Raw genomic sequence first — 22,375 nt, 5'->3', positions numbered from 1 at the left:
TCGATCGGGGGCGATTATGCAGCATCGATGCGAACGGACGAACAGTCGATCGCCTACTGATCGAGCGGTCGTGGTCAGTCCGACAGCACCCGGCCCGGCGCCTCCAGCGAATCGTCCGCCAAGGTGCGCAGCATGGCCAGGAGTTCGGCGTGCTGCTCGGGCGAGTAGCCCTCCAGCTTGTCGCGGAGCTGGGTCAGCCGGGCCTCCGAGAGGCGATGGATGACGTCCTGTCCGGCCGGAGTCACAGTCAGCACACCTGCGTCGTCGCGTTGGACGCGTCCGGAAGCGACCATGGCGTCCAGTTTCGGGCGGATCTCGTCCGAAGTGATCTTCAGCCGTTGGCAGATCTGTTCCTCGGTGATCGGCCCCGCGTGGTGGAGCCGGAAGAGGCCGTAGGCCTGCGGGACGGAGATGTCGATGCCGGACCGGTCGATGGCGCGGCCGTAGCGCTCCCAGATGTTCTCCCGGCTGGACAGCCGGGTGATCATGCCTTCGATCTCCTCCGCCGAGCTGCGGAACGCGGGCGGGCCGGCCGCCTCACCCTGGCTCGCGCGCGTCGCCGCGCGCAGCGGGACCTCCCGCAGGAACAGCGACAGGATGAAGGCCAGGACCGTGATGCCGGCCGCGACCAGGTACACCGTCTGCAGCGACACCGCGAAGAGATGCAGGAACGGGTCCAGCAGCGGCTTGAGCGCCGGCGGCGCCTTGTGCACGCTGGTCGGGTCGGCCAGCACCTGTTCGGTCGGGAAGTGCGGCGAGAGCGTCCCGTCCTGCTCGGCGGCGGTGATCTTCGTCTTCAGCTGGTTGTTCAGCACCGTGCCGAAGATCGACGCACCGAACGAGCCGCCGATGGACCGGAAGTAGGTGACGCCGGAGGTCGCCGTGCCGAGGTCGGCGAAGTCGGCGGAGTTCTGCACCGCGATGATCAGCACCTGCATCACCAGGCCCAGCCCGAGGCCGAGGATGAGCATGTAGACGCCCATCACGGTGGAGCTGGTCTTCTCGTCGACCTGGGCCAGCAGCACGAGGGCGACGCAGGTCAGCGCGGTGCCGATAATCGGGTAGATCTTGTAGCGGCCGGTCTTGGAGATCAGCTGTCCGGTGCCGATCGAGGTGATCAGCACGCCCGCCATCAGCGGCAGCAGCCGCAGCCCGGACTCGGTCGGCGAGTTGCCGTTGACCACCTGCATGTAGAGCGGGATGTACGACAGTGCCCCGAACATGCACAGGCCGATGATGAAGCCCATGCCCGAGCAGACCGTGAAGATCCGGTTGCGGAACAGCCGCAGCGGCATCACCGGCTCCGGCGCACGCCGCTCCCAGAAGACGAACGCGACGATCAGCAGCACGGCGCCGATTCCGCAGCCCCACACCGCGACGGAGTTCCACGCCCAGGTCGTCCCACCGAGGCTGGTGATCAGCACCAGACAGGTCGAGGCGGCCGCGAGCAGCAGCGTGCCCAGGTAGTCGATCTTCGGCCGGCTCTCCGGCCGCTTGGCGTGCAGGGCGGTGGCGATGACGAAGAGCGCGACCGCGCCGACCGGCAGGTTGACGTAGAAGACCCAGCGCCAGTTGAGGTTGTCCACCAGGAAGCCGCCCAGCAGCGGGCCGACCACCGAGGAGACGCCGAAGACGGCCCCGATCACCCCCTGGTACCGCCCGCGCTCGCGCGGCGGCACGACGTCGGCGATCACCGCCATCGCCAGCACCATCAGCCCGCCGCCGCCGAGCCCCTGGATGGCCCGGAAGGCGATCAGCTCGGTCATGTTGCGGGACTGGCCGCACAGCGCCGAGCCGATCAGGAAGATGACGATGCAGATGATGAAGATGTGCTTGCGTCCGAAGAGGTCGCCGAGCTTGCCCCAGAGCGGGGTGGTCGCGGTGGCGGCCAGCATGTACGCGGTGACGACCCACGACAGGTGGTTCGCGCCGCCGAGGTCGCCGACGATGGTCGGCAGCGCGGTGGAGACGATCGTCTGGTCCAGCGCCGCGAGGAACATGCCGAGCATGACCCCGAGGAACACCAGCCGCACCCTCCGCGCGCTCTCCGGCACGGGTGGCTGGTCCTCCGGACGCACGTCAACCGCCTGCTGCTGGGCCATGCACCCAGCAAACCCCGCACGCTCGGGTCAGGCGTGCTGGAGAGGCTGAACGAGTGAGACCTCAGGGGCGCGAGGAACTGCGCGACCGGCCACCGATGAGCAGATGGTCCTCAATGCGCAGGACCATTCGCACACGGTGGCTGGTCGCGCAGTTCCTCGCGCCCCTGGGGGGAGTGCAGCTACTGGTACTGCACATCCATCCGTTTGATCCCGTTCAGCCATGGCGAGCGCAGCCGGTTCGGCTCGCCGTTCAGGCGGATGTTCGGCATCGCGTCGGCGATCGCGTTGAAGATGAGGTCGATCTCGAGCCGCGCGAGGTTCGCGCCGAGGCAGAAGTGCGGGCCGCCGCCCCCGAAGCCCAGGTGGGGGTTGGGGTCGCGGAGGATGTCGAATCGGTCGGGGCGGTCGAAGACGTCCTCGTCGTTGTTGGCCGAGGCGTAGAAGATGCCGACCCGCTGCCCGGCCTTGATCTCCGCACCGCCGAGCTCCACGTCCTGCGTGGCCGTGCGCTGGAAGGAGATGACCGGCGTGGCCCAGCGGACGATCTCGTCCGCCGCGGTCTGCGGCCGGCGCTCCTTGTACAGCTCCCACTGCTCGGGATGCGTCAGCATCGCGTGCATGCCGTGGCTGGTCGCGTTGCGGGTGGTCTCGTTGCCGGCCACGGCCAGCACCAGGACGAAGAAGCCGAACTCGTCGCTGCTGAGGTTGCCCTGACCGGAGGCGTTGACCAGTTTGGTGACGATGTCCTCGGCCGGGCAGGCCTTGCGCTCCTCGGCCATGCCCATGGCGTAGCTCATCAGCTCGACGGCCGACTGCATCCCCATCTGCTGGGTGAGCGCGAGCTCGGGATCGTCGTAGCCGACCATGGTGTTGGTCCAGTGGAAGATCTTGCTGCGGTCGCTCTGCGGGATACCGATCAGCTCGGCGATCGCCTGCAGCGGCAGCTCGCAGGCGACGTCGGTGACGAAGTCGCCGGTGCCCTCCTTGACCGCCGCGTGGACGATCCGCTCGGCGCGGTCGCGCAGGGCGTCCTGGAGCGCGTTGATGGCGCGGGGGGTGAAGCCGCGCTGGACGATGGAGCGGAGTCTCGTGTGCTCCGGTGGGTCCATGTTCAGCATGATCAGCTTCTGGCCGTCGATCGCGGACGGTTCGATCGACGGGTGGAAGCGGATGATCGCGGTCTTGGCCTGCGAGGAGAAGGTCTCCGGGTGGGTGGAGACCTCGCGCACGTCGGCGTGGCGGGTCACCGCCCAGTAGCCGCCGTCGTCGAAGCCGCTCGTCCCGTCTGCCTGCGGGATCCAGCAGACCGGCGCGGTGCGTCGCAGCACGGCGAACTCGGGCAGCGGCACGCCGTGCGCGTTCAGTTCCGGATCGGTCGGGTCGAATCCGTCGGGCAGGACCGGACAGGACATCGCGGGCCTCCTGAGGGGCGCCTGGGATGTGGAGTGACTCTGACGGAGTGTCAGATATCCACTCGACGGTAGTAACACGTTCTAGTGGATGCAAGGGCCTTGCGCGGGGGGTCTGGCTCCGCATACAAAGGTCCGCAGAACTAGAACGAGTATCAGTTCTGGGCCACTCGGGAGGGACCGCTCATGGCCGCTGAGCCCGTGATCGTCGAGGCAGTGCGCACCCCCATCGGCAAGCGCGGCGGGGCGCTCGCCAACCTGCATCCCGCCTATCTGCTCGGTGAGACCTTCCGGGAGCTGCTGGCCCGCACGGGCGTCCAGCCGGACGTCGTCGAGCAGGTCGTCAGCGGGACGGTGACCCACGCCGGCGAGCAGTCGATGAACCCCGCGCGCAACGCGTGGCTCGCGATGGGTCTGCCGTACGAGGTCCCGGCCACCACCGTGGACTGCCAGTGCGGTTCGTCCCAGCAGGCCAACCACATGGTCCACAACATGGTCGCCGCGGGCGCCATCGACGTGGGCGTGGCCTGTGGCGTCGAGTCCATGTCCCGTGTCCCGCTGGGCTCCGGCTCCGCGGGCGGCAATGGACGGCCGTTCCCGGAGGAGTGGAACGTCGACCTGCCCAACCAGTTCGAGGCGGCCGAACGCATCGCCCGCAACCGCGGGTTGACCCGCGCCGACGTCGACCACCTGGGGCTGCTCTCCCAGCAGCGCGCCGCGCAGGCGTGGGCGGAGGAGCGGTTCAAGCGCGAGACGTACGCCGTACAGGTGCCGACCACCGAGGCCGAGCAGCACGCGGGTCAGGGCATGTGGCGGCTCTTCGACCGCGACGAGGGTCTGCGCGACACCTCCGCCGAGGCGCTGGCCGGCCTGAAGCCGGTGATGCCGACGGCGATCCACACCGCGGGGAACTCCTCCCAGATCTCCGACGGTGCGGCCGCGGTCATGTGGGCCTCCAAGCGCGCGGCGCGCGCTCTCGGCCTCACTCCGCGGGCCCGCATCGTCGCCCAGGCCCTGGTCGGCTCCGACCCGCACTACCACCTCGACGGCCCGATCGACGCGACCCGCGCGGTGCTGGGCAAGGCGGGGATGTCGCTCAAGGACATCGACATCGTCGAGATCAACGAGGCGTTCGCCTCGGTGGTGCTGTCCTGGGCGCAGGTGATGAAGGCGGACATGGAGAAGGTCAACGTCAACGGCGGCGCGATCGCCCTGGGCCACCCGGTCGGCTCGACCGGCGCGCGCCTGATCACCACGGCGCTGCACGAACTGGAGCGCAGCGGCAAGGAGTTCGCACTGATCACCATGTGCGCGGGCGGCGCGCTGGCGACCGGGACGATCATCCAGCGGATCTGAAACCGGGGGCGCGAGGCTCTGTTGATCTGCGGCTCCGCCGCGGGGCACGAGCAACCACCGGCGTGCGGATGGCCCTGTGCGTCCCGGACCATCTGCTCGTCGGTGGCTTGTCGCGCAGTTCCTCGCGCCCCCGGATGGTGCAACTACTGCATGAGCGCGTTGAGCTCCCCGTAGCCGACCCCGTCGGCAATCGCCTCGTACGTCCCCGACGTGAGCAGCTCGCGGGTGGCCCGCTGCACGACGCCGTACGCCGCGGAGGCCATCGACGAGCCGAGCGAGATCCGCGCCGCGCCCGCCTTCGCGAGCTCCGCCGCGCTCGGCGCGCCCGGGCCGGCCAGGACGTTGAGCGGGGCGTCGATGGCCTCCGCCAGCTCCGCGACGACCGCGAGCTCGGTGACGCCGGGAACGAACACGCCGTCCGCGCCCGCGTCGACGTAGGCGCGGGCCCGGGTGAGCGTCTCGCGCAGGCGCGTGGCCGGGTCGCCGACGCCCAGCAGGTAGGTGTCGACGCGGGCGTTGACGAAGAGCGGGACGCCGCTCGCGTCCGCCGCGGCCCGCGCGGCGGCGATGCGTGCGGCCTGCTCGGCGGTCGGGCGGAGCGGGGAGACGGGCTCGCTGTGGGCGTCCTCGATGTTGACGCCGACCGCGCCCGCCGCCACGATCCGGGTGACGGTCCCGGCCACGCCCGCGGGGTCCGCGCCGAAGCCGCTCTCGATGTCGGCGCTGACGGGCACGTCCACCGCGGCCGCGATCCGGGTGACCAGGGCGACCACCTGGTCCACGTCGACCTGGTTGCCGTCGGCGGTGCCGAGGCCCCAGGCCACGCCGGCGCTCGTCGTGGCGAGCGCGCGGGCTCCTGCGTCGGCGACGAGCCGGGCGCTGGCGAGGTCCCAGGCGTTGGCCAGCAGCAGCGGCGAGCCGGGGGTGTGCAGGGAGCGGAACAGTTGGGCGAGGTCCTGCTGTGAAGTCATGGGATCCACTCAACCGCCCACCGGGCACCCCTGCTGGCGGAAATCGGACATCACCGTCCGCGTGTCGCAGCGGAGCACGTCATGCAAGCAACAAATCAAGCAAGCACGCTTGATTGTTTCTGGCCCTGCTGCCAGGCTGGGCGCAGCGCGCGCCCGAGCTGTCGGGTGGGCTGGCCGGAAGGGGCAGAGGTGTCCGAATCGATCCTGCGGGTCGGGAACGCGTCCGGGTTCTACGGCGACCGGTTCGACGCCGTGCGGGAGATGCTGACCGGCGGGCCGCTGGACCTGCTGACCGGCGACTACCTCGCCGAGCTGACCATGCTGATCCTCGGCCGCGAGCGCATGACGGACCCCTCGCTCGGCTACGCCAAGACCTTCCTGCGGCAGATGGAGGAGTGCCTCGGCCTCGCCCTCGACCGCGGGGTGCGGATCGTCGTCAACGCGGGCGGGCTCAACCCGGCCGGGCTGGCCGAGAGGCTGCGGGAGCTCGCTGCCACGCTCGGGCTCGGGCAGGCGCGGATCGCGCACGTCGAGGGTGACGACGTGCTGGCGGCGTTCCGGGCGCAGCGCCCCGGGGTGTTGGCCGCCAACGCGTACCTCGGCGGGTGGGGGATCACCGCCTGTCTGGACGCGGGTGCGGACGTCGTGGTCACCGGCCGGGTCACCGACGCCGCACTCGTCAGCGGCACCGCGGCCGCGCACTTCGGCTGGGCGCGGGACGACTGGGACCGACTGGCCGGAGCCGTCGCCGCAGGGCACGTGCTCGAGTGCGGCACGCAGGCGACCGGCGGCAACTTCTCCTTCTTCCACGAGCTGTCGCCCGCCGCGCGGCTGCACCCGGGCTTCCCGCTCGCCGAGATCCACCCCGACGGCAGCGCGGTCATCACCAAGCACGACGGCACCGGCGGCGCCGTCACCGTGGAGACCGTCACCGCCCAACTCCTCTACGAGACCGGCCCCGCCCGCTACGCCGGGCCGGACGTGACCACCCGCCTCGACACGATCCGCCTGGAGGGGGACGGCCCGGACCGGGTCCGGATCAGCGGCGTGCGCGGCGAGGCTCCGCCGCCGACACTGAAGGTGGGCGTCAACCGCCTCGGCGGCTGGCTCGCCGAGACCGTCTTCGTGCTGACCGGCCTGGACGTCGACGCCAAGGCCGAGTTGATGCAGGCTCAGCTTGCCGACGCGCTCGACAAGCAGCAACCCGCCGAGCTGCACTGGACGCTGGCCCGCACCGACCACCCGGACGCCGCCACCGAGGAGGAGGCCAGCGCACTGCTGCGCCTGGTCGTCCGCGACCAGGACCCCAAGCTGGTCCGCCGCGCGACCGCGACCGTGCCTGTCGAGCTGGCGCTGGCCGGCTATCCCGGCTTCCACGTCGCCGGGCTGCCGCAGAAGCCCGGCCCCTACGGCGTCTTCGAGGCACTCACCGCCGACCCGGCCGACGTGCGGCACACCGCGCTCCTGCCGGACGGGAGTTGCGTCGAGATCGCGCCCGCGCCCGCGAGCCGCCCGCTCGAAACGGTGCCCGACCCCGAACTGCCGGACCCGCTCGACGGGCCGACGCCCACCCGTCGCGCGCCGCTCGGCGCCGTCGCCGGGGCACGCAGCGGGGACAAGGGGGGCAGCGCCAACATCGGTGTCTGGGCCCGCAGCGAGGACGGCTGGCGTTGGCTCGCGCACACCCTCACCGTCGCGCGCCTGAAGGAACTCCTGCCGGAGGCAGTCGAGTTGACTGTCACCCGCACGCTGCTGCCGAACCTGCGCGCACTGAACTTCACCGTCGAGGGCATCCTCGGCGACGGCGTCGCCTCGCGGGCCCGGTTCGACCCCCAGGCCAAGGCGCTCGGTGAGTGGCTGCGCTCCCGTTGTCTCGACATCCCGGAAGCCCTGTTGAACGCCAACCCGAACCCGAACCCGAACCCGAACCCGAACTCGAACTCGACCTCGAAGGAGGGGCTGTGACCGTCCTGACCACCGACGTCGACCCGCGCGGCGCCGAGTTCGGCGAGCGCCGCGAGGCGATGCTCGCCAAGCTCGCCGAGCTGGACGCCGAGCACGCCAAGGCGGTCGCCGGTGGCGGCCCCAAGTACGTGGACCGCCACCGCGCCCGCGGCAAGCTCCTCGCCCGCGAGCGGGTCGAGCTGCTGATCGACCCGGACACCCCGTTCCTGGAGCTGTCCACGCTCGCCGCCTTCGGCAGCGAGTACCCGGTCGGCGCGGGCATGGTGACCGGCATCGGGCGGATCTCCGGCACCGAGTGCCTGATCACCGCGAACGACCCGACCGTGCGCGGCGGCGCCAGCAACCCGTGGACGCTGAAGAAGGCGCTGCGCTGCCACCAGATCGCGCTGGAGAACCGGCTGCCGCTGGTCAGCCTGGTCGAGTCGGGCGGCGCGGACCTGCCCAGCCAGAAGGAGATCTTCATCCCGGGCGGCGCGATCTTCCGCGACCTGACCCGGCTCTCCGCTGCCGGCATCCCGACCGTCGCCGTCGTCTTCGGCAACTCCACCGCCGGTGGCGCTTACGTCCCCGGCATGTCCGACCACGTCGTGATGATCGACGAGCGGTCCAAGGTGTTCCTCGGCGGTCCGCCGCTGGTGAAGATGGCGACCGGCGAGGAGAGCGACGACGAGTCCCTCGGCGGCGCCCGGATGCACGCCCGCGTCTCCGGCCTCGCCGACCACTTCGCCGCCGACGAGGTCGACGCGATCCACCGCGCCCGCCGCATCGTCGCCCGCCTGGAGTGGCGCAAGCAGGGGCCCGGCCCGGCCGCCGGCCTGGTCGAGCCGCCGAAGTACGACGAGGAGGAGCTGCTCGGCATCGTCCCCGGCGACCTGCGCCAGCCCTTCGACCCGCGCGAGGTCATCGCCCGGATCGTCGACGGCTCGGAGTTCGACGAGGTCAAGCCGCTCTACGGCCCGAGCCTGGTGACGGGTTGGGCCCGGATCCACGGCTACCCCGTCGGGATCCTGGCCAACGCACAGGGCGTGCTGTTCAGCCAGGAGGCCCAGAAGGCGGCCCAGTTCATCCAGTGGGCCAACCAGCGCGACATCCCGCTGCTCTTCCTGCACAACACCACCGGCTACATGGTCGGCAAGGAGTACGAGCAGGGCGGCATCATCAAGCACGGCGCGATGATGATCAACGCGGTCTCCAACTCCAAGGTCCCGCACCTGTCCCTGCTCGTCGGTGCCTCCTACGGCGCCGGGCACTACGGGATGTGCGGCCGTGCCTACGACCCGCGCTTCCTCTTCGCCTGGCCCAGCGCCAAGTCGGCCGTCATGGGCCCGCAGCAGCTCGCGGGCGTGCTCTCCATCGTCGCCCGCGCCTCCGCGCAGGCGCGCGGCCAGGCTTACGACGAGGAGGCCGACGCCGGTCTGCGCGCGATGGTGGAGCAGCAGATCGAGGCGGAGTCGCTGCCGATGTTCCTCTCCGGCCGCCTCTACGACGACGGCGTGATCGACCCGCGCGACACCCGCACCGTGCTGGGCCTGTCGCTCTCCGCGATCCACAGCGCGCCCGTCGAGGGTGCGCGCGGCTACGGAATCTTCAGGATGTGAGGGCCGTGACCGACGACTACACCCAGGGAAGCGCCGTGATCGGATCCGTGCTGGTGGCCAACCGTGGCGAGATCGCGCGGCGGATCTTCCGCACCTGCCGCGAGCTCGGCGTCGCCACCGTCGCCGTCTTCTCCGACGCCGACGCGGACGCGCCGTTCGTCCGCGAGGCCGACGCCGCCGTCCGGCTGCCCGGCGCCGCGCCCGCCGACACCTACCTGCGCGCCGACCTGGTCATCGCCGCCGCCCGCGCGGCCGGCGCCGACGCCGTCCACCCCGGTTACGGCTTCCTCTCCGAGAACGCCGCGTTCGCCCAGGCCGTGCTCGACGCCGGGCTCGTCTGGATCGGCCCGCCGCCCGCCGCCATCGACGCGATGGGCGTGAAGACCCGTGCCAAGGAGCTGATGGCCGCCGCCGGCGTCCCCGTCCTCTCCGTCGCGGGGGAGCCGACGGACGCGGACCTGCCGCTGCTGGTCAAGGCGGCGGCGGGCGGTGGTGGCCGCGGCATGCGCGTCGTGCGGGAACTCGCGCAGCTCGAGGCAGAGTTGGCGACGGCCCGGCAGGAGGCGCTGGCGGCGTTCGGCAGCGACGAGGTGTTCGTCGAGCCCTACGTCGAGACCGGCCGCCACGTCGAGGTGCAGCTGCTGGCCGACGCGCACGGCACCGTCTGGGCCGTGGGGGAGCGCGACTGCTCGATCCAGCGGCGGCACCAGAAGGTCGTCGAGGAGGCCCCCGCGCCGCTGCTCGCCGAGGAGACCCGCGCGAGCCTGCACGAGGCGGCCCGTGCCGCCGCCCGGGCGATCGGCTACGTCGGCGCCGGGACGGCCGAGTTCCTGCTCGCGCCGGACGGGCGGTTCTTCTTCCTGGAGATGAACACCCGCCTGCAGGTCGAGCACCCCGTCACCGAGTGCGTCACCGGACTCGACCTCGTCGCGCTCCAACTCCTCGTCGCCGAGGGCGGAGCGCTGCCGTCGGCCGAGCCGCCCGCGCCCCAGGGGCACGCGATCGAGGTCCGCCTCTACGCCGAGGACCCGGCGCGCGACTGGCAGCCGCAGACCGGCACCGTCGAACTGCTCGACATCCCCGGCGTCACCGCCGAGTTCGCGCCGCCGCGTGCGGGAGAGCGGGCCGGGGTCCGCCTGGACGCGGGCGTCGGCAGCGGCAGCGAGGTGGGCGTCCACTACGACTCCATGCTGGCCAAGGTCATCGCCTGGGCGCCGACCCGCGCCGAGGCCGCCCGCCGCCTCGCGGGCGCGCTCGCCAAGGCACGCGTGCACGGCCTGACCACCAACCGCGACCTGCTCGTGCGCGTGCTGCGCCACCCGGAGTTCCTGGCCGGACGCGTCGACACCGCCTTCCTCACCCGCCACCCCGGCGAGGGCGCAGCCGACAAGGACGCCGTCGCGCTCGCCGCGCTGGCCGCCGCGCTCGGCGACGCCGCCGCGAACCGGACCCCGATCGGCGGCGGTTGGCGCAACGTCGCCGCGCACCCGCAGGTCAAGCGCTACGCCCACGACGGCGTCGAGCACGAGGTCCGCTACCGCCTCACCCGCGACGGCCTGCGGGCCGAGACGCACCCGGACGTCGCCCTCGTCGGCGCCGAGCCGGACCGCGTCGTCCTCGACGTGGACGGCGTGCAGCGCACCTTCGGCCTCGCCCGGTACGGCGCGACCCTCGTCCACGTCGACTCGCCGCTCGGCGCCGTCGCGCTCACCGTGCTGCCGCGCTTCCCCGAGCCGGAGCGCGAGACCGCCGCCGGGTCGCTGCTCGCGCCCATGCCCGGCACGGTCGTTCGCGTCGAGGCGGCCGTGGGCGACGTGGTGACCGCCGGTCAGCCGCTGCTGTGGCTGGAGGCGATGAAGATGCAGCACCGCATCACCGCGCCGACCGACGGCGTGGTCACCGAACTTCGCGCGGCCGTCGGCCACCAGGTCGACACCGGCGCGCTCCTCGCCGTCATCGGCGAGACCACCGAGCCGACCGTGAACCAGGAGGGGACCTCGCAGCCATGACCGCGACGTACGAGAGCACCTTCGTCGAATCCGAGGAACGCCGCGATCTGCGCGCCGCCGTAAGGGCGCTGGGCAGCCGCTACGGCCTCGACTACCTGATCGCCTGCGGCAAGGAGCACCGCCCGGCCGACGAACTGTGGCGCGAGGCGGGCAAGCTGGGCTTCCTCGGCGTCAACCTGCCCGAGCAGTACGGGGGCGGCGGCGCCGGCATCCAGGAGCTGTCCATCGTCCTGGAGGAGCTCGGCACGGCCGGCTGCCCGCTGCTGATGCTGGTCGTCACCCCGGCGATCTGCGGCAGCATCCTGGCCCGCTTCGGCACCGACGCCCAGAAGCAGGAGTGGCTGCCCGGCTTCGCCGACGGCACCCGCCGGATGGCCTTCGGCATCACCGAGCCCGACGCCGGCTCCAACTCCCACAAGATCACCACCACCGCGCGCCGCGACGGCTCCGACTGGGTGCTCAGCGGCCAGAAGGTCTTCATCTCCGGCGTCGACGCCGCCGACGCCACCCTCGTGGTCGGCCGCACCGAGGACGCGAAGACCGGCAAGCTCAAGCCGGCCCTGTTCATCGTGCCGCGCGAGACGCCCGGCTTCGAGTACAAGCCGATCGAGATGGAGCTGCACCTGCCCGAGCGGCAGTTCCAGCTCTTCCTGGACGAGGTGCGCCTGCCCGCCGACGCGCTGGTCGGCGACGAGGACGCGGGCCTGCTCCAGCTCTTCGCGGGCCTCAACCCCGAGCGCATCATGGCCGCCGCGTACTCGGCGGGCATGGCCCGCCTGGCGCTGGACCGGGCCGTCGACTACGCCAAGCAGCGCACGGTGTGGAAGGACCCGATCGGCGCGCACCAGGGCATCGCGCACCCGCTGGCGCAGGTCCGCATCGAGCTGGAGCTCGCCCGGCTGATGACGCAGAAGGCCGCGTTCCTCTACGACGCGGGCGACGACTTCGGCGCTGGCGAGGCCGCGAACATGGCCAAGTACGCGGCGGCCGAGGCCGCGGTGCGGGCCGTGGACCAGGCCGTGCAGACGCTCGGCGGCAACGGTCTGGCGTCCGAGTACGGGCTCGCCTCGCTGATCGCGGGTGTCCGGGTGGGCCGGATCGCGCCGGTCAGCCGGGAGATGATCCTGAACTTCGTCGCCCAGCACACCCTGGGGCTCCCCAAGTCCTACTGACCGGACGGGCCCGCTGGTGCGGGCGGGGGCGCCGTAGAGTTCCTCACGGAAAGGATTCACCCGTGTCGACGACAGCAGCCGCCGCCTCCGCGCGCGCCCCCAAGCAGGACCGCAGCCGAGCCACCCGCCAGCGGCTCCTGGAGGCGGCCGTCGACTGCCTGGCCGAGGTCGGCTGGTCCGGCAGCACCGTCGCCGTCGTCGCGGAACGGGCCGGTGTCTCCCGGGGCGCCGCCCAGCACCACTTCCCGACCCGCGAGGACCTCTTCACCGCGGCCGTCGAACACGTCGCCGTCCAGCGCCGCGCTGAGCTGGACGCGAAGGCGGCCGCGCTCCCGGCCTCCGGCCCTCGCCGTCACGAGGCCGTCGTGCGGATGCTCGTCGGCCTCTACACCACCCCGCTGTTCCGCGCTGCCCTTCAGCTGTGGGCGGCGGTCAGCACCGACGACCAGCTGCGCCCGCGCGTCCTCGAACTGGAGTCCCGGATCGGCCGGGAGACCCACCGGACGGCTGTCGCCCTCCTCGGCGCGGACGAGTCCCGCCCGGGCGTGCGCGAAACCGTCCAGGCCACCCTGGACATGGCCCGCGGCCTCGGCCTCGCCGACGTCCTCAGCGACGACAGCGACCGCCGCGAACGCATCGTCCGCCAGTGGGCCCGCATCCTCGACGCGCAGCTGTAGCCGACTCGTTCGGGTGAAGAGCAGGTGACCCTGCGGCGTGGCGCGCGACGCTCAGTGAAGCTGGTCGCGAACACCGAGGGGGTGCACCATGAGTGCTATGGCGCATGAGGCGATGCCGACGGACGAGGAAATCCTCCTGGAGAGCTTCCTCGCCTTGGAGACCCCGGAGGGCTTCAAGGCCGAGCTCGTCGAAGGGGAGATCGTCGTGTCGCCTGCACCGGATGGCGATCACCAGGACGCCATCGACGTCATCGTCTACCAGGTCTTCGGACGCTCTACGGAGCCGATGCAGCAGTCGGGCAACAGCGGGCTGCTGATCAAGGCAGGAGGTCCCTGCCCGAAGAACCACCTGATCCCCGACCTCGTCCTCGCACCGCGTGAGCGACGGATCCTCCGTGGCGCGCCCTCGTGGATGCGGCCGGACGGGGTCGCGATGGTGGTCGAGGTGACGAGCCTGCGTCCGTCCGTCGACCGTAAGGTCAAGCGACACTGCTACGCGCGGGCCGGGATCCCGCTCTATCTCCTCGTCGACCGGGACGAGGCCAAGGTGGTTCTCCACAGTGAGCCGTCGGGGGACGACTACGCGCGCGTGTTGTCCGTCGCCTTCGGGGAGCCGTTGGCGCTGCCCGAGCCGTTCGGGTTCGAGCTGGAGACGTCCGAGTTCTTCTGAGGCTCCCCGAACCGCACCGGGGTGTGGAAGGCGGCGCGGCGTGACGCGCGGCGCAGGGCCAGCAGGACGCGGCGGCCGAGGGTGAGGCAGAGGACGGCCGTCAGCGCGCAGCGCATGAGGTCCCAGCCCATGGCCGTGGTGACGTGGTAGAGCAGGAACCGCGTCAGGTTGGCCGAGAGTGCGTCGCCCGGGACGTAGGAGACGGACGCCGAGGTACCCGCGAAGTAGGGCCAGCCCTGGAGGTCCATGATCAGGCCGTAGAGCTCCGCCGAGACCGCGCCGTAGGCGGCCAGCAGCCACCGCTCACGCCGCCCGCGCAGCGTCGCGGCGCCCGGGAGGAGGCCCGCGCCGAGGCAGACCCAGCCCATCGCCAGCATCTGGAACGGCAGCCACGGCCCGACGCCGCCCGTCAGCAGGGCGGAGGCGAACATCGACACGTTGCCGAGCACGAAGCCGAAGCCCGGCCCGAGTACCCGCCCGGCCAGGACGACCAGGAAGAACATCGGCTCCAGCCCGGCCGTCCCGGCGCCCAGCACCCGCAGCGCCGCGCCCGCCGCCGCGAGGACGCCGAGCAGGGCCACGGACTTGGCCTCCAGCCCGACCTGCCCGCCGTGCGCGGCGCGCCCCTCGGCGATCTGCGCGAGGACGACCGCGAGCAGCAGCGGCAGCAGCCCGGCGAAGAGCCACGGCGCGTCGACGGAGTGCGCGGCCAGCGCCGAGCCGGGCGCGGCGAACAGCGGCCAGCCGAACGCGGCCAGGCCGAGCACGGAGACCAGCACGAGCAGCGCGGTGGCCCGGCGGCCCAGCGGGACGGGGCGGCTCAGCTCGTCGCCGGTGTTCACGACAGACTCCGTCACGACAACCCCAGCGCGTCGACGACCTGCGGCACCGTCAGCCACGGCCCCTCCCCGACGATCTTTGCGACCTGCGGTGCGAACGCGGGCGAGCCCACGACGACCTCCGCCGTCGGGCCGTCGGCGACGAGCTCGCCCTCGGCCAGGATGACCGTCCGGTGCGCCAGCTCGGCGGCCAGCTCCACGTCGTGGGTGGCCAGCAGGATGCCGTGCCCGGCCTCGGCGAGTTCGCGCAGGATGGTGACGAGGCGGGCCTTGGCGGCGTAGTCGAGGCCGCGTGTCGGCTCGTCCAGCAGCACCAGGCGCGGACGCGCCGTCAGGACGACGGCGAGGGCCAGCGTCAGCCGCTGGCCCTCGGAGAGGTCGCGGGGGTGGACGTCGTCGCCGATGCCGGGCAGCAGGTGTTCCACCAGTGCGCGGCAGGCGCCGGGCGTGGCGCCGCCGTCGCCGTCGGCGGCCGCGCACTCGGCGGCGACGGTGTCGCAGTAGAGCAGGTCGCGCGGTTCCTGTGGCACCAGGCCCACCTGCGCGAGCAGCGTGCGCGGCTGGGCGCGGTGCGGGGTCAGGCCGCCGACGGAGACCGTGCCCGAGGACGGGGTGTGCAGACCGACGAGGCTGCCGAGCAGCGTCGACTTGCCCGCGCCGTTGCGGCCCATCAGCGCGGTCACCTCACCCGGGCGCAGCGTCAGCGAGACGCCGTCGAGTGCGCGGACCGCGTCGCGCCGCACGCCCACCCGGTCCAGCACCGCCAGCGGTTCGCCGGTCGCTTCCGTCGCGGTCGCGGCGGGCACGGGCACGGACGAAAGCCGTTCCCGCAGCGGGCCCGCCTTGCGGCGCGCGTCGCGCACGGACAGCGGCAGCGGCCGCCATCCCGCTGCCCGACCCAGCGCCACCACCGGCGGGAAGACCGGCGAGACGGCCATCACCTCGGCCGGTGAGCCGACGACCGGCTGCTGCCCGTCGCCCGGCAGCAGCACGACCTGGTCCGCGTACTGCACGACGCGCTCCAACCGGTGCTCGGCCAGCAGCACCGTCGTGCCGAGGTCGTGCACCAGCCGCTGCAGCACGGCCAGCACCTCCTCCGCCGCGCCCGGGTCCAGCGCCGAGGTCGGCTCGTCCAGCACCAGCACCTTCGGGTGCACCGTCAGCACCGAGCCGATCGCCACCCGCTGCCGCTGGCCGCCCGAGAGGGTCACCAGCGGCCGGTCCCGCAGTTCGGCCAGGCCCAGCAGGTCCAGGGTCTCCTCGACGCGGCGCCGCATCACGTCCCCGGGCAGGCCGAGCGACTCCATGCCGTAGGCGAGCTCGTCCTCGACGGTGTCGGTGACGAAGTGGCCCAGCGGGTCCTGCCCGACGGTGCCGACCACGTCCGCCAGGTCGCGCGGGCGGTGGGTGCGGGTGTCGCGCCCGCAGACCGTGACCCGGCCGCGCAGCTCGCCGCCGGTGAAGTGCGGCACCAGGCCGCTGACGGCACCCAGCAGCGTCGACTTGCCCGAGCCGGACGGCCCGACCAGCAGGCACAGCTCGCCCTCGGGGATCTTCAGGTCGACACCGGACACGGCCGGTGCGGCCGCGTCGGCGTACCGGACGGAGACGGACTCGAAGGTGATCACTTCCGGGCCTCCTCGGCAGCAGTGGCGGTGGCGGAAGAGCGCTTCGCCGGCGCGGGCGCGACGAAGGCGGGCAGCAGCCCGAGCAGCACGAGCGCGGCCGGGACCAGCGGCAGCGCGGGCGCGGCCAGTGGCACCGGTGGCGGGTTCAGTGCGTCTCCGTACCCCGAGCCCGCCCAGACCATCCCGGCCGCCACGACCACACCCGAACCGGCCACCAGCCAGGCCCGCGCGTCCCAGCGGTCGGGGCGGTAGCGGGTCCGCGTCGCCCGACGCCCACCCAGCACCAGACCGCCGCCCGCCGCGAGCGCCGCCACCCCCAGCAGCGGCAGCGCCCATGTCGCGCCGTCCGCGCCCAGCAGCCCGTAGGCGGCGACGCAGCAGCCCAGCAGCCCCGCGAGGGTCAACGCCGCGGTGGCCAGCCGCACCCGGCGGGGCACCCCCGCCTGGCGGCCGAACCCGCGCGCGTCCATCGCCGCGGCCAGCGCGACCGACCGCTCCAGCGCGCCTTCCAGCACCGGCACGCCGACGCTCAGCAGCGCGCGCACGCCACGCTCCGACCGCCCGCGCAACCGCCGTGCGGCGCGCAGCCGTTGCACGTCCGCCACCAGGTTCGGCGCGAAGGTCAGCGCCACCACCACGGCCACGCCCGCCTCGTAGAGCGCGCCCGGCAGCGAGCGCAGCAGCCGCGCCGGGTTGGCGAGCGCGTTCGCCGCGCCCACGCAGGCCAGCAGCACGGCCAGCCGCAGCGCCTCGTACGCGGCGAAGAGCAGGCCCTCGGCCGTCACCGGGCCGCCCAGCCGGATACCCATCGCCCAGTGCGGCAGCGGCACCTGCGGCAGTGTGACCAGCACGTGCGTGCCCGGGATCGCCGACCCGAGCAGCGCGAAGAAGAGCATCCGCACGCCCAGCACCAGCAGCCCGAGCCGCAGGAACACCCCGTAGGCCCGCGCCCAGGGCGCGTCGGTGCGCCGCGCGGCGACGACGTAGCCGGCGACGGCCGCGATCAGGAGCAGCAGCAGCGGATCGGTCGTGCGCGAGGCGGCGGTGCCCAGGCCGAGGGCCCACAGCCACCAGGCGCCGGGGTGCAGGGAGTGCTTCATCTCAGGGAGCTGTCCGGGCTGTTGTCACAGGGTCAGCCGCCGTGCCGGCGACGGCGGTTCTGCCACCAGGCGGCGCCGCCGAGCAGCACGACGAGCGCGCCGCCCGCCGCCCACCCGAGCGCAGGCACCGAGGAGTCGCCACTCTTCGCCGCAGCGGTCGGGGCCGAGGTCGCGGGGGAAGTCGCGGCCGGGTCGGCCACGGCCTCCCCGCAACCCTGCACCGGATAGCCGGAGATGGCGCACAGCATGCCGTTGACGTCGTAGCGCAGCGGCGGCACGAGCTCGGCCAGCAGCTGCGCCGAGGTCGCCCCCGGATCCAGCACCGCGCACGCGCCGCGCTCGGCCGGGGCGCCCCGGTCGGTCCCGGCGTCGATCACCACGGCGACCCGCTTCTTACCGCTCACCGCGGGCGTCCCCGCACACAGCTGAGCGAAGGACGGCGCGACGGTCGGCCGCGGGGACAGCGCGTGCGCACTGTCCTCACCGACGCCGAACCGCCAGCCGTCGACGCTGCCGTCCGCCGGGACGTTCGTGTTCGGCCCCTGCTGCTGGTAGCTCCACGCGCCCTGCGTCCAGGACCAGAAGGCCCAGTACCGGTACGCCGTCGCGGACGCGGGTGCGGCCGTCAGCAGCGGCAGCGCGAGCAGCGCCGCCGCGAACACGGTGACGACCGCGACCGCCGCGGCCACGAGCCGGCGCATCAGGCGCGCTTGCCGAGGCGCTTGCGGTTCCAGCTGCTGACGAGCAGACCCACGCCGACACCGGCGATCAGCAGCGCGATGAACACGACGATGTTCCCCGTGCCGCCCTGCTTCGGGGCCGCGGTGGCGCTGCTGCTCGCCGCGGCGGACGCGCCGTGCGTGCCCGGCGTCGCGGCCGGGGCCGGGCCGGTGCTCTCCAGCTGCGCGACCAGGTTGGTGGTGCCGAACTGCGTCGCGTCGGTGCCGGTCGCCTGCGCGGCCAGCACCAGCAGCGCCAGCGCGGACGGCTGCGGCTGCCCGTGGTCACCCTGGGTCCACGCCTGCGCGTTCTGCTTCAGCCACGCCATCGCGCCCTGCGCGTCCGACACCCGGCCCTGGTGCGCCAGCGCCAGCACGGCCCACGCCGTCGCGGCGTAGTCCGGGCTCGGCGCCGCACCGGCGAGCTGCTGCGTCAGGTGCTCCTGGCCGCCCTTGAGCTGGGCGGCGAGGTAGTTCGCGGCGCTCGCGGCGGAGTCGCCGCAGGACGCGGACGACGCTGCGCTCGCGGCGGACGCCACGACCGGCAGGAACGCCTGCTCCGCGCCGATCGCGCCCTGCGCGCTGGCCAGACCGTTCGCGGCGAGCTTGCCGCTCTTGTCCGGCTGGTAGGCGTACGCACCCTGCTGGGCCGCGGGGGTGGAGCAGCCGAGCTGGAACGCGGCCAGCCCCTGCACGGCGCTCTTCCCGTCCTTGGCGACGGACGCCGGGTCCACCTTGGCCGCGGCGAGCGCGCTGACGACCAGCGAGGTCGAGTTCGCGTCGCTGGCGGTGCCGGGGTTGTAGGACCAGCCGCCGTCCTTGTTCTGCACGTTCTTGTACCAGGCCACGGCCTTCGCGACGGCGTCGTCGTGCCCGCCGAGGGCGACGAGCGCCTGGATCGCCACGGAGGTGGCGTTGGTGTCCTCGGTCGCGGGCACGCACGGCTTGGACGCGTCCGCGTTGTAGGAGGACCACCCGCCGTCGCTGCACTGCTGCTTGGCCAGCCAGTCGGTCGCGTCGGCGGCCGGGGTGACCCCCTGCGCGTGCAGGGCGATCAGGCTCAGGGACTGACGCCAGACACCGTCGTAGGTGGGGTCGCCCTTCCCGTACAGCGCGGTCGGCAGCGGCGCGGCGGAGGCACTCGCGGAAGCGTCGGCAAAGGAGGGTGCGGCGGCGCCGAGCAGCGCGGTTGCGGTCAGCACGCCCGCGACGAGCGCGGCGGGTCGACGGACGGCGGAGAGCATGGCGAAGGAGGCCCTTTCGATCAGCGGTGCCCATCACCCTAACGTGAGCTTCTGTTCGCTCCTGCATGTGGTTGCACACACCAGGGGCGCGAGGAACTGCGCGAGCAACCACCGGCGTGCGGGTGGTCCTCAACGCGCAGTGCCATCCGCACGTCGTTGGTTCTCGCGCAGTTCCTCGCGCCCCTGGATAGTGCAACTCAGCGTGCGTGGTACATCACAGGGTCCTCGTCGGTGACCGCCTCTGCCAGGCCCGTCTTCACGAGTCTGCGCAGGTGCGCCGCCGCCTCGGAGACCGCGAGGTGGCGGGCCAGGAAGCCGAGCTCGGACCAGGGGCGGTTCCAGTGCATGCCCTGCGCCGCCTCCCACAGCGTCATCGGCGCCCCGCGCAGCTGCGCGTGCAGATCGGCGAGCCGGGCCGTGTGGTGGTCCAGCAGCTCCTGGACCCGGCGCGGCGCGTCGGTGAAGCGGTACTGGTGCGCCGGCAGGATCTCCTCGGGGCCGAGGGCGGCGATCCGCTCCAGGGAGTCGATGAAGTCGCCGAGGGGGTCCGTCGGCTCGTCCTGCGGGTTCTCCGGGTACAGCGACACGACGGGGCTGATCGTCGGCAGCAGGTGGTCGCCGCTCAGCAGGCGCGTGCGCGGCCTCTCGTCGAGGTAGAGGCAGACGTGGCCGGGCGTGTGGCCGGGTGTCCACATGACCCGGACCTGCCGTCCGGGCACGCCCGCGCTCTCGCCGTGGACGAGCTCACGGTCGGGGACGACGGCGCCGAGCGTCGCGGGGCCCGACTCGGAGTCGCCACCCCACTGCCGCAGTGCGGCAAGGTGCTCCTCCGGCAGGCCCGCCGCCCGCATCGAGCGGGTCATCCGGTCGATCCACTGGTCGGCCGGGATCTCCCGGACCGCCCGTACGACCGCGGCCTCGGCCGCATGCATGCCGACCCAGGCGCCCGAGGCGGCCTGGACGTGCGCGGAGAGGCCGTGGTGGTCGGGGTGGTGATGGGTGACCAGGACGCCGTGCACGTCCTCCAGTGCGAAGCCGGCCTCGGCCAGGCCGGCGCGCAGGATCTCGCGCCCGGTCGGGTCGTCCCAGCCGGTGTCCACCAGCACCGGGCCGCGGTCGCTCTCCAGCAGGTACACCAGCGTGTAGCGCAGGGGGTTGTCCGGGATCGGGACGGGGATGCTCCACACCCCGCCACCCAGGCCCTGCACGGGCGGCAGCACCCGCTCGCGCCACGCCCGGCGATCGGGCTGCTCCTCCCGCGGATCGGTCACAGAGATCGGCACAGCCACGGACTGCCTCCTCGGAACTGCAACACGTTCTGTGCGCAATGCACCTATCGCGGCAGCGTACTGCATGACCATTGCCGCCTATAACTAGAACTGGTATCAGTTCTCATGGAGTGGGACGGGGACGGGGAGAAGCCCGGTTCGGGAGGAGAGACCGATGGTCGACGGCGTGACCGAGTACGGCGAGCTCTACATCGGCGGAACGCTGGTGGCGCCCTCCGGCGCCGAGGTGATCGAGGTGATCTCCCCGCACACCGAGGAGGTCATCGGACGCGTTCCGCACGCGTCCCGCGAGGACGTGGACCGCGCCGTCGCCGCCGCGCGCAAGGCCTTCGACGAGGGTCCCTGGCCGCGGATGAGCATCGAGCAGCGGATCGAGATCTGCACCCGGATCAAGGACGGCATCGCCGCCCGCGCCGACGAGATCGCCCGGGTGATCAGCTCGGAGAACGGCTCGCCGTACTCCTGGAGCATCCTGGCCCAGGCCTTCGGGCCGGTGATGATCTGGGACTCCGCGATCGCCACCGCCCGCGACTTCCGCTTCGAGGAGTACCGCAAGGGCGTGCTCAGCCCGATCCTGGTCCGCCGTGAGCCGGCCGGTGTGGTCGCGGCCGTGGTGCCGTGGAACGTGCCGCAGTTCGTGGCGGCGGCCAAGCTCGCGCCCGCGTTGCTGGCCGGCTGCACCGTGGTGCTCAAGCCCTCGCCGGAGACGCCGCTCGACTCCTACATCCTGGCCGAGATCGCCACCGAGGCCGGCCTGCCCGAGGGTGTGCTGAGCATCCTCCCCGCCGACCGCGAGGTCAGCGAGTACCTGGTCGGCCACCCGGGCATCGACAAGATCTCCTTCACCGGCTCGGTCGGCGCCGGCAAGCGGATCATGGAGGTCGCCTCGCGCAACCTCACCCGGGTCACCCTGGAGCTCGGCGGCAAGTCCGCGGCGATCCTGCTGCCGGACGCCGACCTCGACGCGGCCGTGGCCAACCTCATGGGCGCCTCCTACATGAACAACGGCCAGGCCTGTGTGGCGCTGACCCGCGTCCTCGCGCCGCGCTCCCGCTACGACGAGATCGCCGACAAGATGGCCGCCGCCGTCAGCAGCCTCGTCGTCGGCGACCCACTGGACGGTGCCACGCAGGTCGGCCCGCTGGTCGCCAAGCGGCAGCAGCAGCGCAACCTCGACTACATCCGGATCGGCCAGGACGAGGGCGCCAAGGTTCTCACCGGCGGAGGCGTCCCCGCGGCGCAGCCGCGCGGCTGGTACGTCGAGCCGACGCTGCTGGGGTCCGTGGACAACCGGATGCGGGTCGCCCGCGAGGAGATCTTCGGCCCCGTCGTCTGCCTGCTGCCCTACGACGAGGAGGCGGACGCGATCCGCATCGCCAACGACTCCGAGTACGGCCTCTCCGGCAGCGTCTGGGCCGGCGACGCGACCCACGGCGTGGAGGTCGCCCGGCAGGTCCGGACCGGGACCTTCTCGGTCAACAGCTTCAGCCTCGACTTCAACGGCCCCTTCGGCGGGTTCAAGAACTCCGGCCTGGGCCGGGAGTTCGGCCCCGAGGGCCTGTCGGGCTTCCTGGAGGACAAGACCATCAACCTCCCGCAGGGGTACCCGGTCCCGGAGGGCAACTGA

General features: G+C 72.7%; 17 protein-coding genes. 8 read left to right on the top strand and 9 right to left on the bottom strand.

The window, feature by feature from the left end; translation table 11 throughout:
* Window positions 1-74: 74 nt before the first annotated feature.
* Both BMY61_RS30760 and BMY61_RS30755 read right to left on the bottom strand, forming a co-directional pair.
* Window positions 75-2,102, bottom strand: coding sequence for an MFS transporter (locus BMY61_RS30760; protein WP_082014863.1), 2,028 nt, complete (start codon window positions 2,100-2,102; stop codon window positions 75-77).
* Between the two features lie 179 nt (window positions 2,103-2,281).
* Window positions 2,282-3,514, bottom strand: a complete 1,233-nt coding sequence (locus BMY61_RS30755) for a cytochrome P450 (protein WP_042444774.1) — start codon at window positions 3,512-3,514, stop codon at window positions 2,282-2,284.
* A gap of 183 nt (window positions 3,515-3,697) precedes the next feature.
* Between BMY61_RS30755 and BMY61_RS30750 the strand changes: the two genes are divergently transcribed.
* Window positions 3,698-4,867 (top strand): steroid 3-ketoacyl-CoA thiolase, encoded by a 1,170-nt coding sequence (locus BMY61_RS30750; RefSeq protein ID WP_042444775.1) that lies wholly within the window; start codon window positions 3,698-3,700, stop codon window positions 4,865-4,867.
* Window positions 4,868-5,010: 143 nt separating this feature from the next.
* Here the strand turns inward: BMY61_RS30750 and BMY61_RS30745 are convergent, their stop codons facing one another.
* Window positions 5,011-5,838 carry an isocitrate lyase/PEP mutase family protein gene (locus BMY61_RS30745; protein ID WP_042444776.1) on the bottom strand — a complete coding sequence of 276 codons (828 nt, stop codon included), beginning with the start codon at window positions 5,836-5,838 and terminating at the stop codon, window positions 5,011-5,013.
* Between the two features lie 189 nt (window positions 5,839-6,027).
* Between BMY61_RS30745 and BMY61_RS30740 the strand changes: the two genes are divergently transcribed.
* The 6 genes from BMY61_RS30740 to BMY61_RS30715 all read left to right on the top strand — a co-directional run bounded on the left by BMY61_RS30740 (window position 6,028) and on the right by BMY61_RS30715 (window position 13,929).
* Window positions 6,028-7,803, top strand: coding sequence for an acyclic terpene utilization AtuA family protein (locus BMY61_RS30740; protein WP_269083958.1), 1,776 nt, complete (start codon window positions 6,028-6,030; stop codon window positions 7,801-7,803).
* Window positions 7,800-9,401 carry an acyl-CoA carboxylase subunit beta gene (locus tag BMY61_RS30735; protein WP_042444777.1) on the top strand — a complete coding sequence of 534 codons (1,602 nt, stop codon included), beginning with the start codon at window positions 7,800-7,802 and terminating at the stop codon, window positions 9,399-9,401. Before BMY61_RS30740 ends, BMY61_RS30735 begins: the two co-directional genes overlap by 4 nt.
* A 35-nt stretch (window positions 9,402-9,436) precedes the next feature.
* Window positions 9,437-11,410, top strand: a complete 1,974-nt coding sequence (locus BMY61_RS30730) for an acetyl/propionyl/methylcrotonyl-CoA carboxylase subunit alpha (RefSeq protein WP_042444849.1) — start codon at window positions 9,437-9,439, stop codon at window positions 11,408-11,410.
* A complete protein-coding gene (locus BMY61_RS30725) occupies window positions 11,407-12,582 on the top strand; it encodes an acyl-CoA dehydrogenase family protein (protein WP_042444778.1) in 1,176 nt (391 codons plus the stop codon). The genes BMY61_RS30730 and BMY61_RS30725 overlap by 4 nt, the downstream gene beginning before the upstream one ends.
* 62 nt (window positions 12,583-12,644) lie before the next feature.
* On the top strand, window positions 12,645-13,259 hold the full coding sequence (locus BMY61_RS30720; RefSeq protein WP_042444779.1) for a TetR/AcrR family transcriptional regulator: 615 nt from the start codon (window positions 12,645-12,647) through the stop codon (window positions 13,257-13,259).
* Window positions 13,260-13,347: 88 nt separating this feature from the next.
* Window positions 13,348-13,929, top strand: a complete 582-nt coding sequence (locus BMY61_RS30715; RefSeq protein ID WP_042444780.1) for a Uma2 family endonuclease — start codon at window positions 13,348-13,350, stop codon at window positions 13,927-13,929.
* Here the strand turns inward: BMY61_RS30715 and BMY61_RS30710 are convergent.
* The 6 genes from BMY61_RS30710 to BMY61_RS30685 all read right to left on the bottom strand — a co-directional run bounded on the left by BMY61_RS30710 (window position 13,839) and on the right by BMY61_RS30685 (window position 20,676).
* On the bottom strand, window positions 13,839-14,771 hold the full coding sequence (locus tag BMY61_RS30710; RefSeq protein WP_236655922.1) for an ECF transporter S component: 933 nt from the start codon (window positions 14,769-14,771) through the stop codon (window positions 13,839-13,841). The two genes, BMY61_RS30715 and BMY61_RS30710, sit on opposite strands and share 91 nt — an antisense overlap.
* Before the next feature lie 11 nt (window positions 14,772-14,782).
* On the bottom strand, window positions 14,783-16,396 hold the full coding sequence (locus BMY61_RS30705; RefSeq protein WP_042444781.1) for an ABC transporter ATP-binding protein: 1,614 nt from the start codon (window positions 16,394-16,396) through the stop codon (window positions 14,783-14,785).
* Entirely contained in the window at window positions 16,393-17,496 is a 1,104-nt protein-coding gene (locus BMY61_RS30700; protein ID WP_042444782.1) for an energy-coupling factor transporter transmembrane component T, read from the bottom strand. Before BMY61_RS30700 ends, BMY61_RS30705 begins: the two co-directional genes overlap by 4 nt.
* Window positions 17,497-17,528: 32 nt before the next feature.
* Window positions 17,529-18,197, bottom strand: coding sequence for an SCO2322 family protein (locus BMY61_RS30695; protein WP_042444783.1), 669 nt, complete (start codon window positions 18,195-18,197; stop codon window positions 17,529-17,531).
* Entirely contained in the window at window positions 18,197-19,459 is a 1,263-nt protein-coding gene (locus BMY61_RS30690) for an SCO2321 family membrane protein (RefSeq protein WP_042444784.1), read from the bottom strand. The genes BMY61_RS30695 and BMY61_RS30690 overlap by 1 nt, the downstream gene beginning before the upstream one ends.
* 197 nt (window positions 19,460-19,656) lie before the next feature.
* Window positions 19,657-20,676 (bottom strand): MBL fold metallo-hydrolase, encoded by a 1,020-nt coding sequence (locus BMY61_RS30685; RefSeq protein WP_042444851.1) that lies wholly within the window; start codon window positions 20,674-20,676, stop codon window positions 19,657-19,659.
* Window positions 20,677-20,902: 226 nt separating this feature from the next.
* Between BMY61_RS30685 and BMY61_RS30680 the strand changes: the two genes are divergently transcribed.
* Complete coding sequence (locus tag BMY61_RS30680) at window positions 20,903-22,375, top strand: aldehyde dehydrogenase (protein WP_042444785.1); 1,473 nt, start codon at window positions 20,903-20,905, stop codon at window positions 22,373-22,375.

Source organism: Streptacidiphilus jiangxiensis, from assembly GCF_900109465.1.
GTDB classification, from domain to species: Bacteria; Actinomycetota; Actinomycetes; order Streptomycetales; family Streptomycetaceae; genus Streptacidiphilus; species Streptacidiphilus jiangxiensis.
This window is presented reverse-complemented; position numbering and strand designations above follow the sequence as displayed.

Excerpts from the sequence above, each read along its gene's own strand:
- BMY61_RS30695 (WP_042444783.1), bottom strand. The coding sequence starts at position 18,197 with ATGCGCCGGCTCGTGGCCGCGGCGGTCGCGGTCGTCACCGTGTTCGCG.
- BMY61_RS30715 (WP_042444780.1), top strand. The coding sequence starts at position 13,348 with ATGAGTGCTATGGCGCATGAGGCGATGCCGACGGACGAGGAAATCCTC.
- BMY61_RS30755 (WP_042444774.1), bottom strand. The coding sequence starts at position 3,514 with ATGTCCTGTCCGGTCCTGCCCGACGGATTCGACCCGACCGATCCGGAA.
- BMY61_RS30700 (WP_042444782.1), bottom strand. The coding sequence starts at position 17,496 with ATGAAGCACTCCCTGCACCCCGGCGCCTGGTGGCTGTGGGCCCTCGGC.
- BMY61_RS30750 (WP_042444775.1), top strand. The coding sequence starts at position 3,698 with ATGGCCGCTGAGCCCGTGATCGTCGAGGCAGTGCGCACCCCCATCGGC.
- BMY61_RS30725 (WP_042444778.1), top strand. The coding sequence starts at position 11,407 with ATGACCGCGACGTACGAGAGCACCTTCGTCGAATCCGAGGAACGCCGC.
- BMY61_RS30680 (WP_042444785.1), top strand. The coding sequence starts at position 20,903 with ATGGTCGACGGCGTGACCGAGTACGGCGAGCTCTACATCGGCGGAACG.
- BMY61_RS30760 (WP_082014863.1), bottom strand. The coding sequence starts at position 2,102 with ATGGCCCAGCAGCAGGCGGTTGACGTGCGTCCGGAGGACCAGCCACCC.
- BMY61_RS30745 (WP_042444776.1), bottom strand. The coding sequence starts at position 5,838 with ATGACTTCACAGCAGGACCTCGCCCAACTGTTCCGCTCCCTGCACACC.
- BMY61_RS30690 (WP_042444784.1), bottom strand. The coding sequence starts at position 19,459 with ATGCTCTCCGCCGTCCGTCGACCCGCCGCGCTCGTCGCGGGCGTGCTG.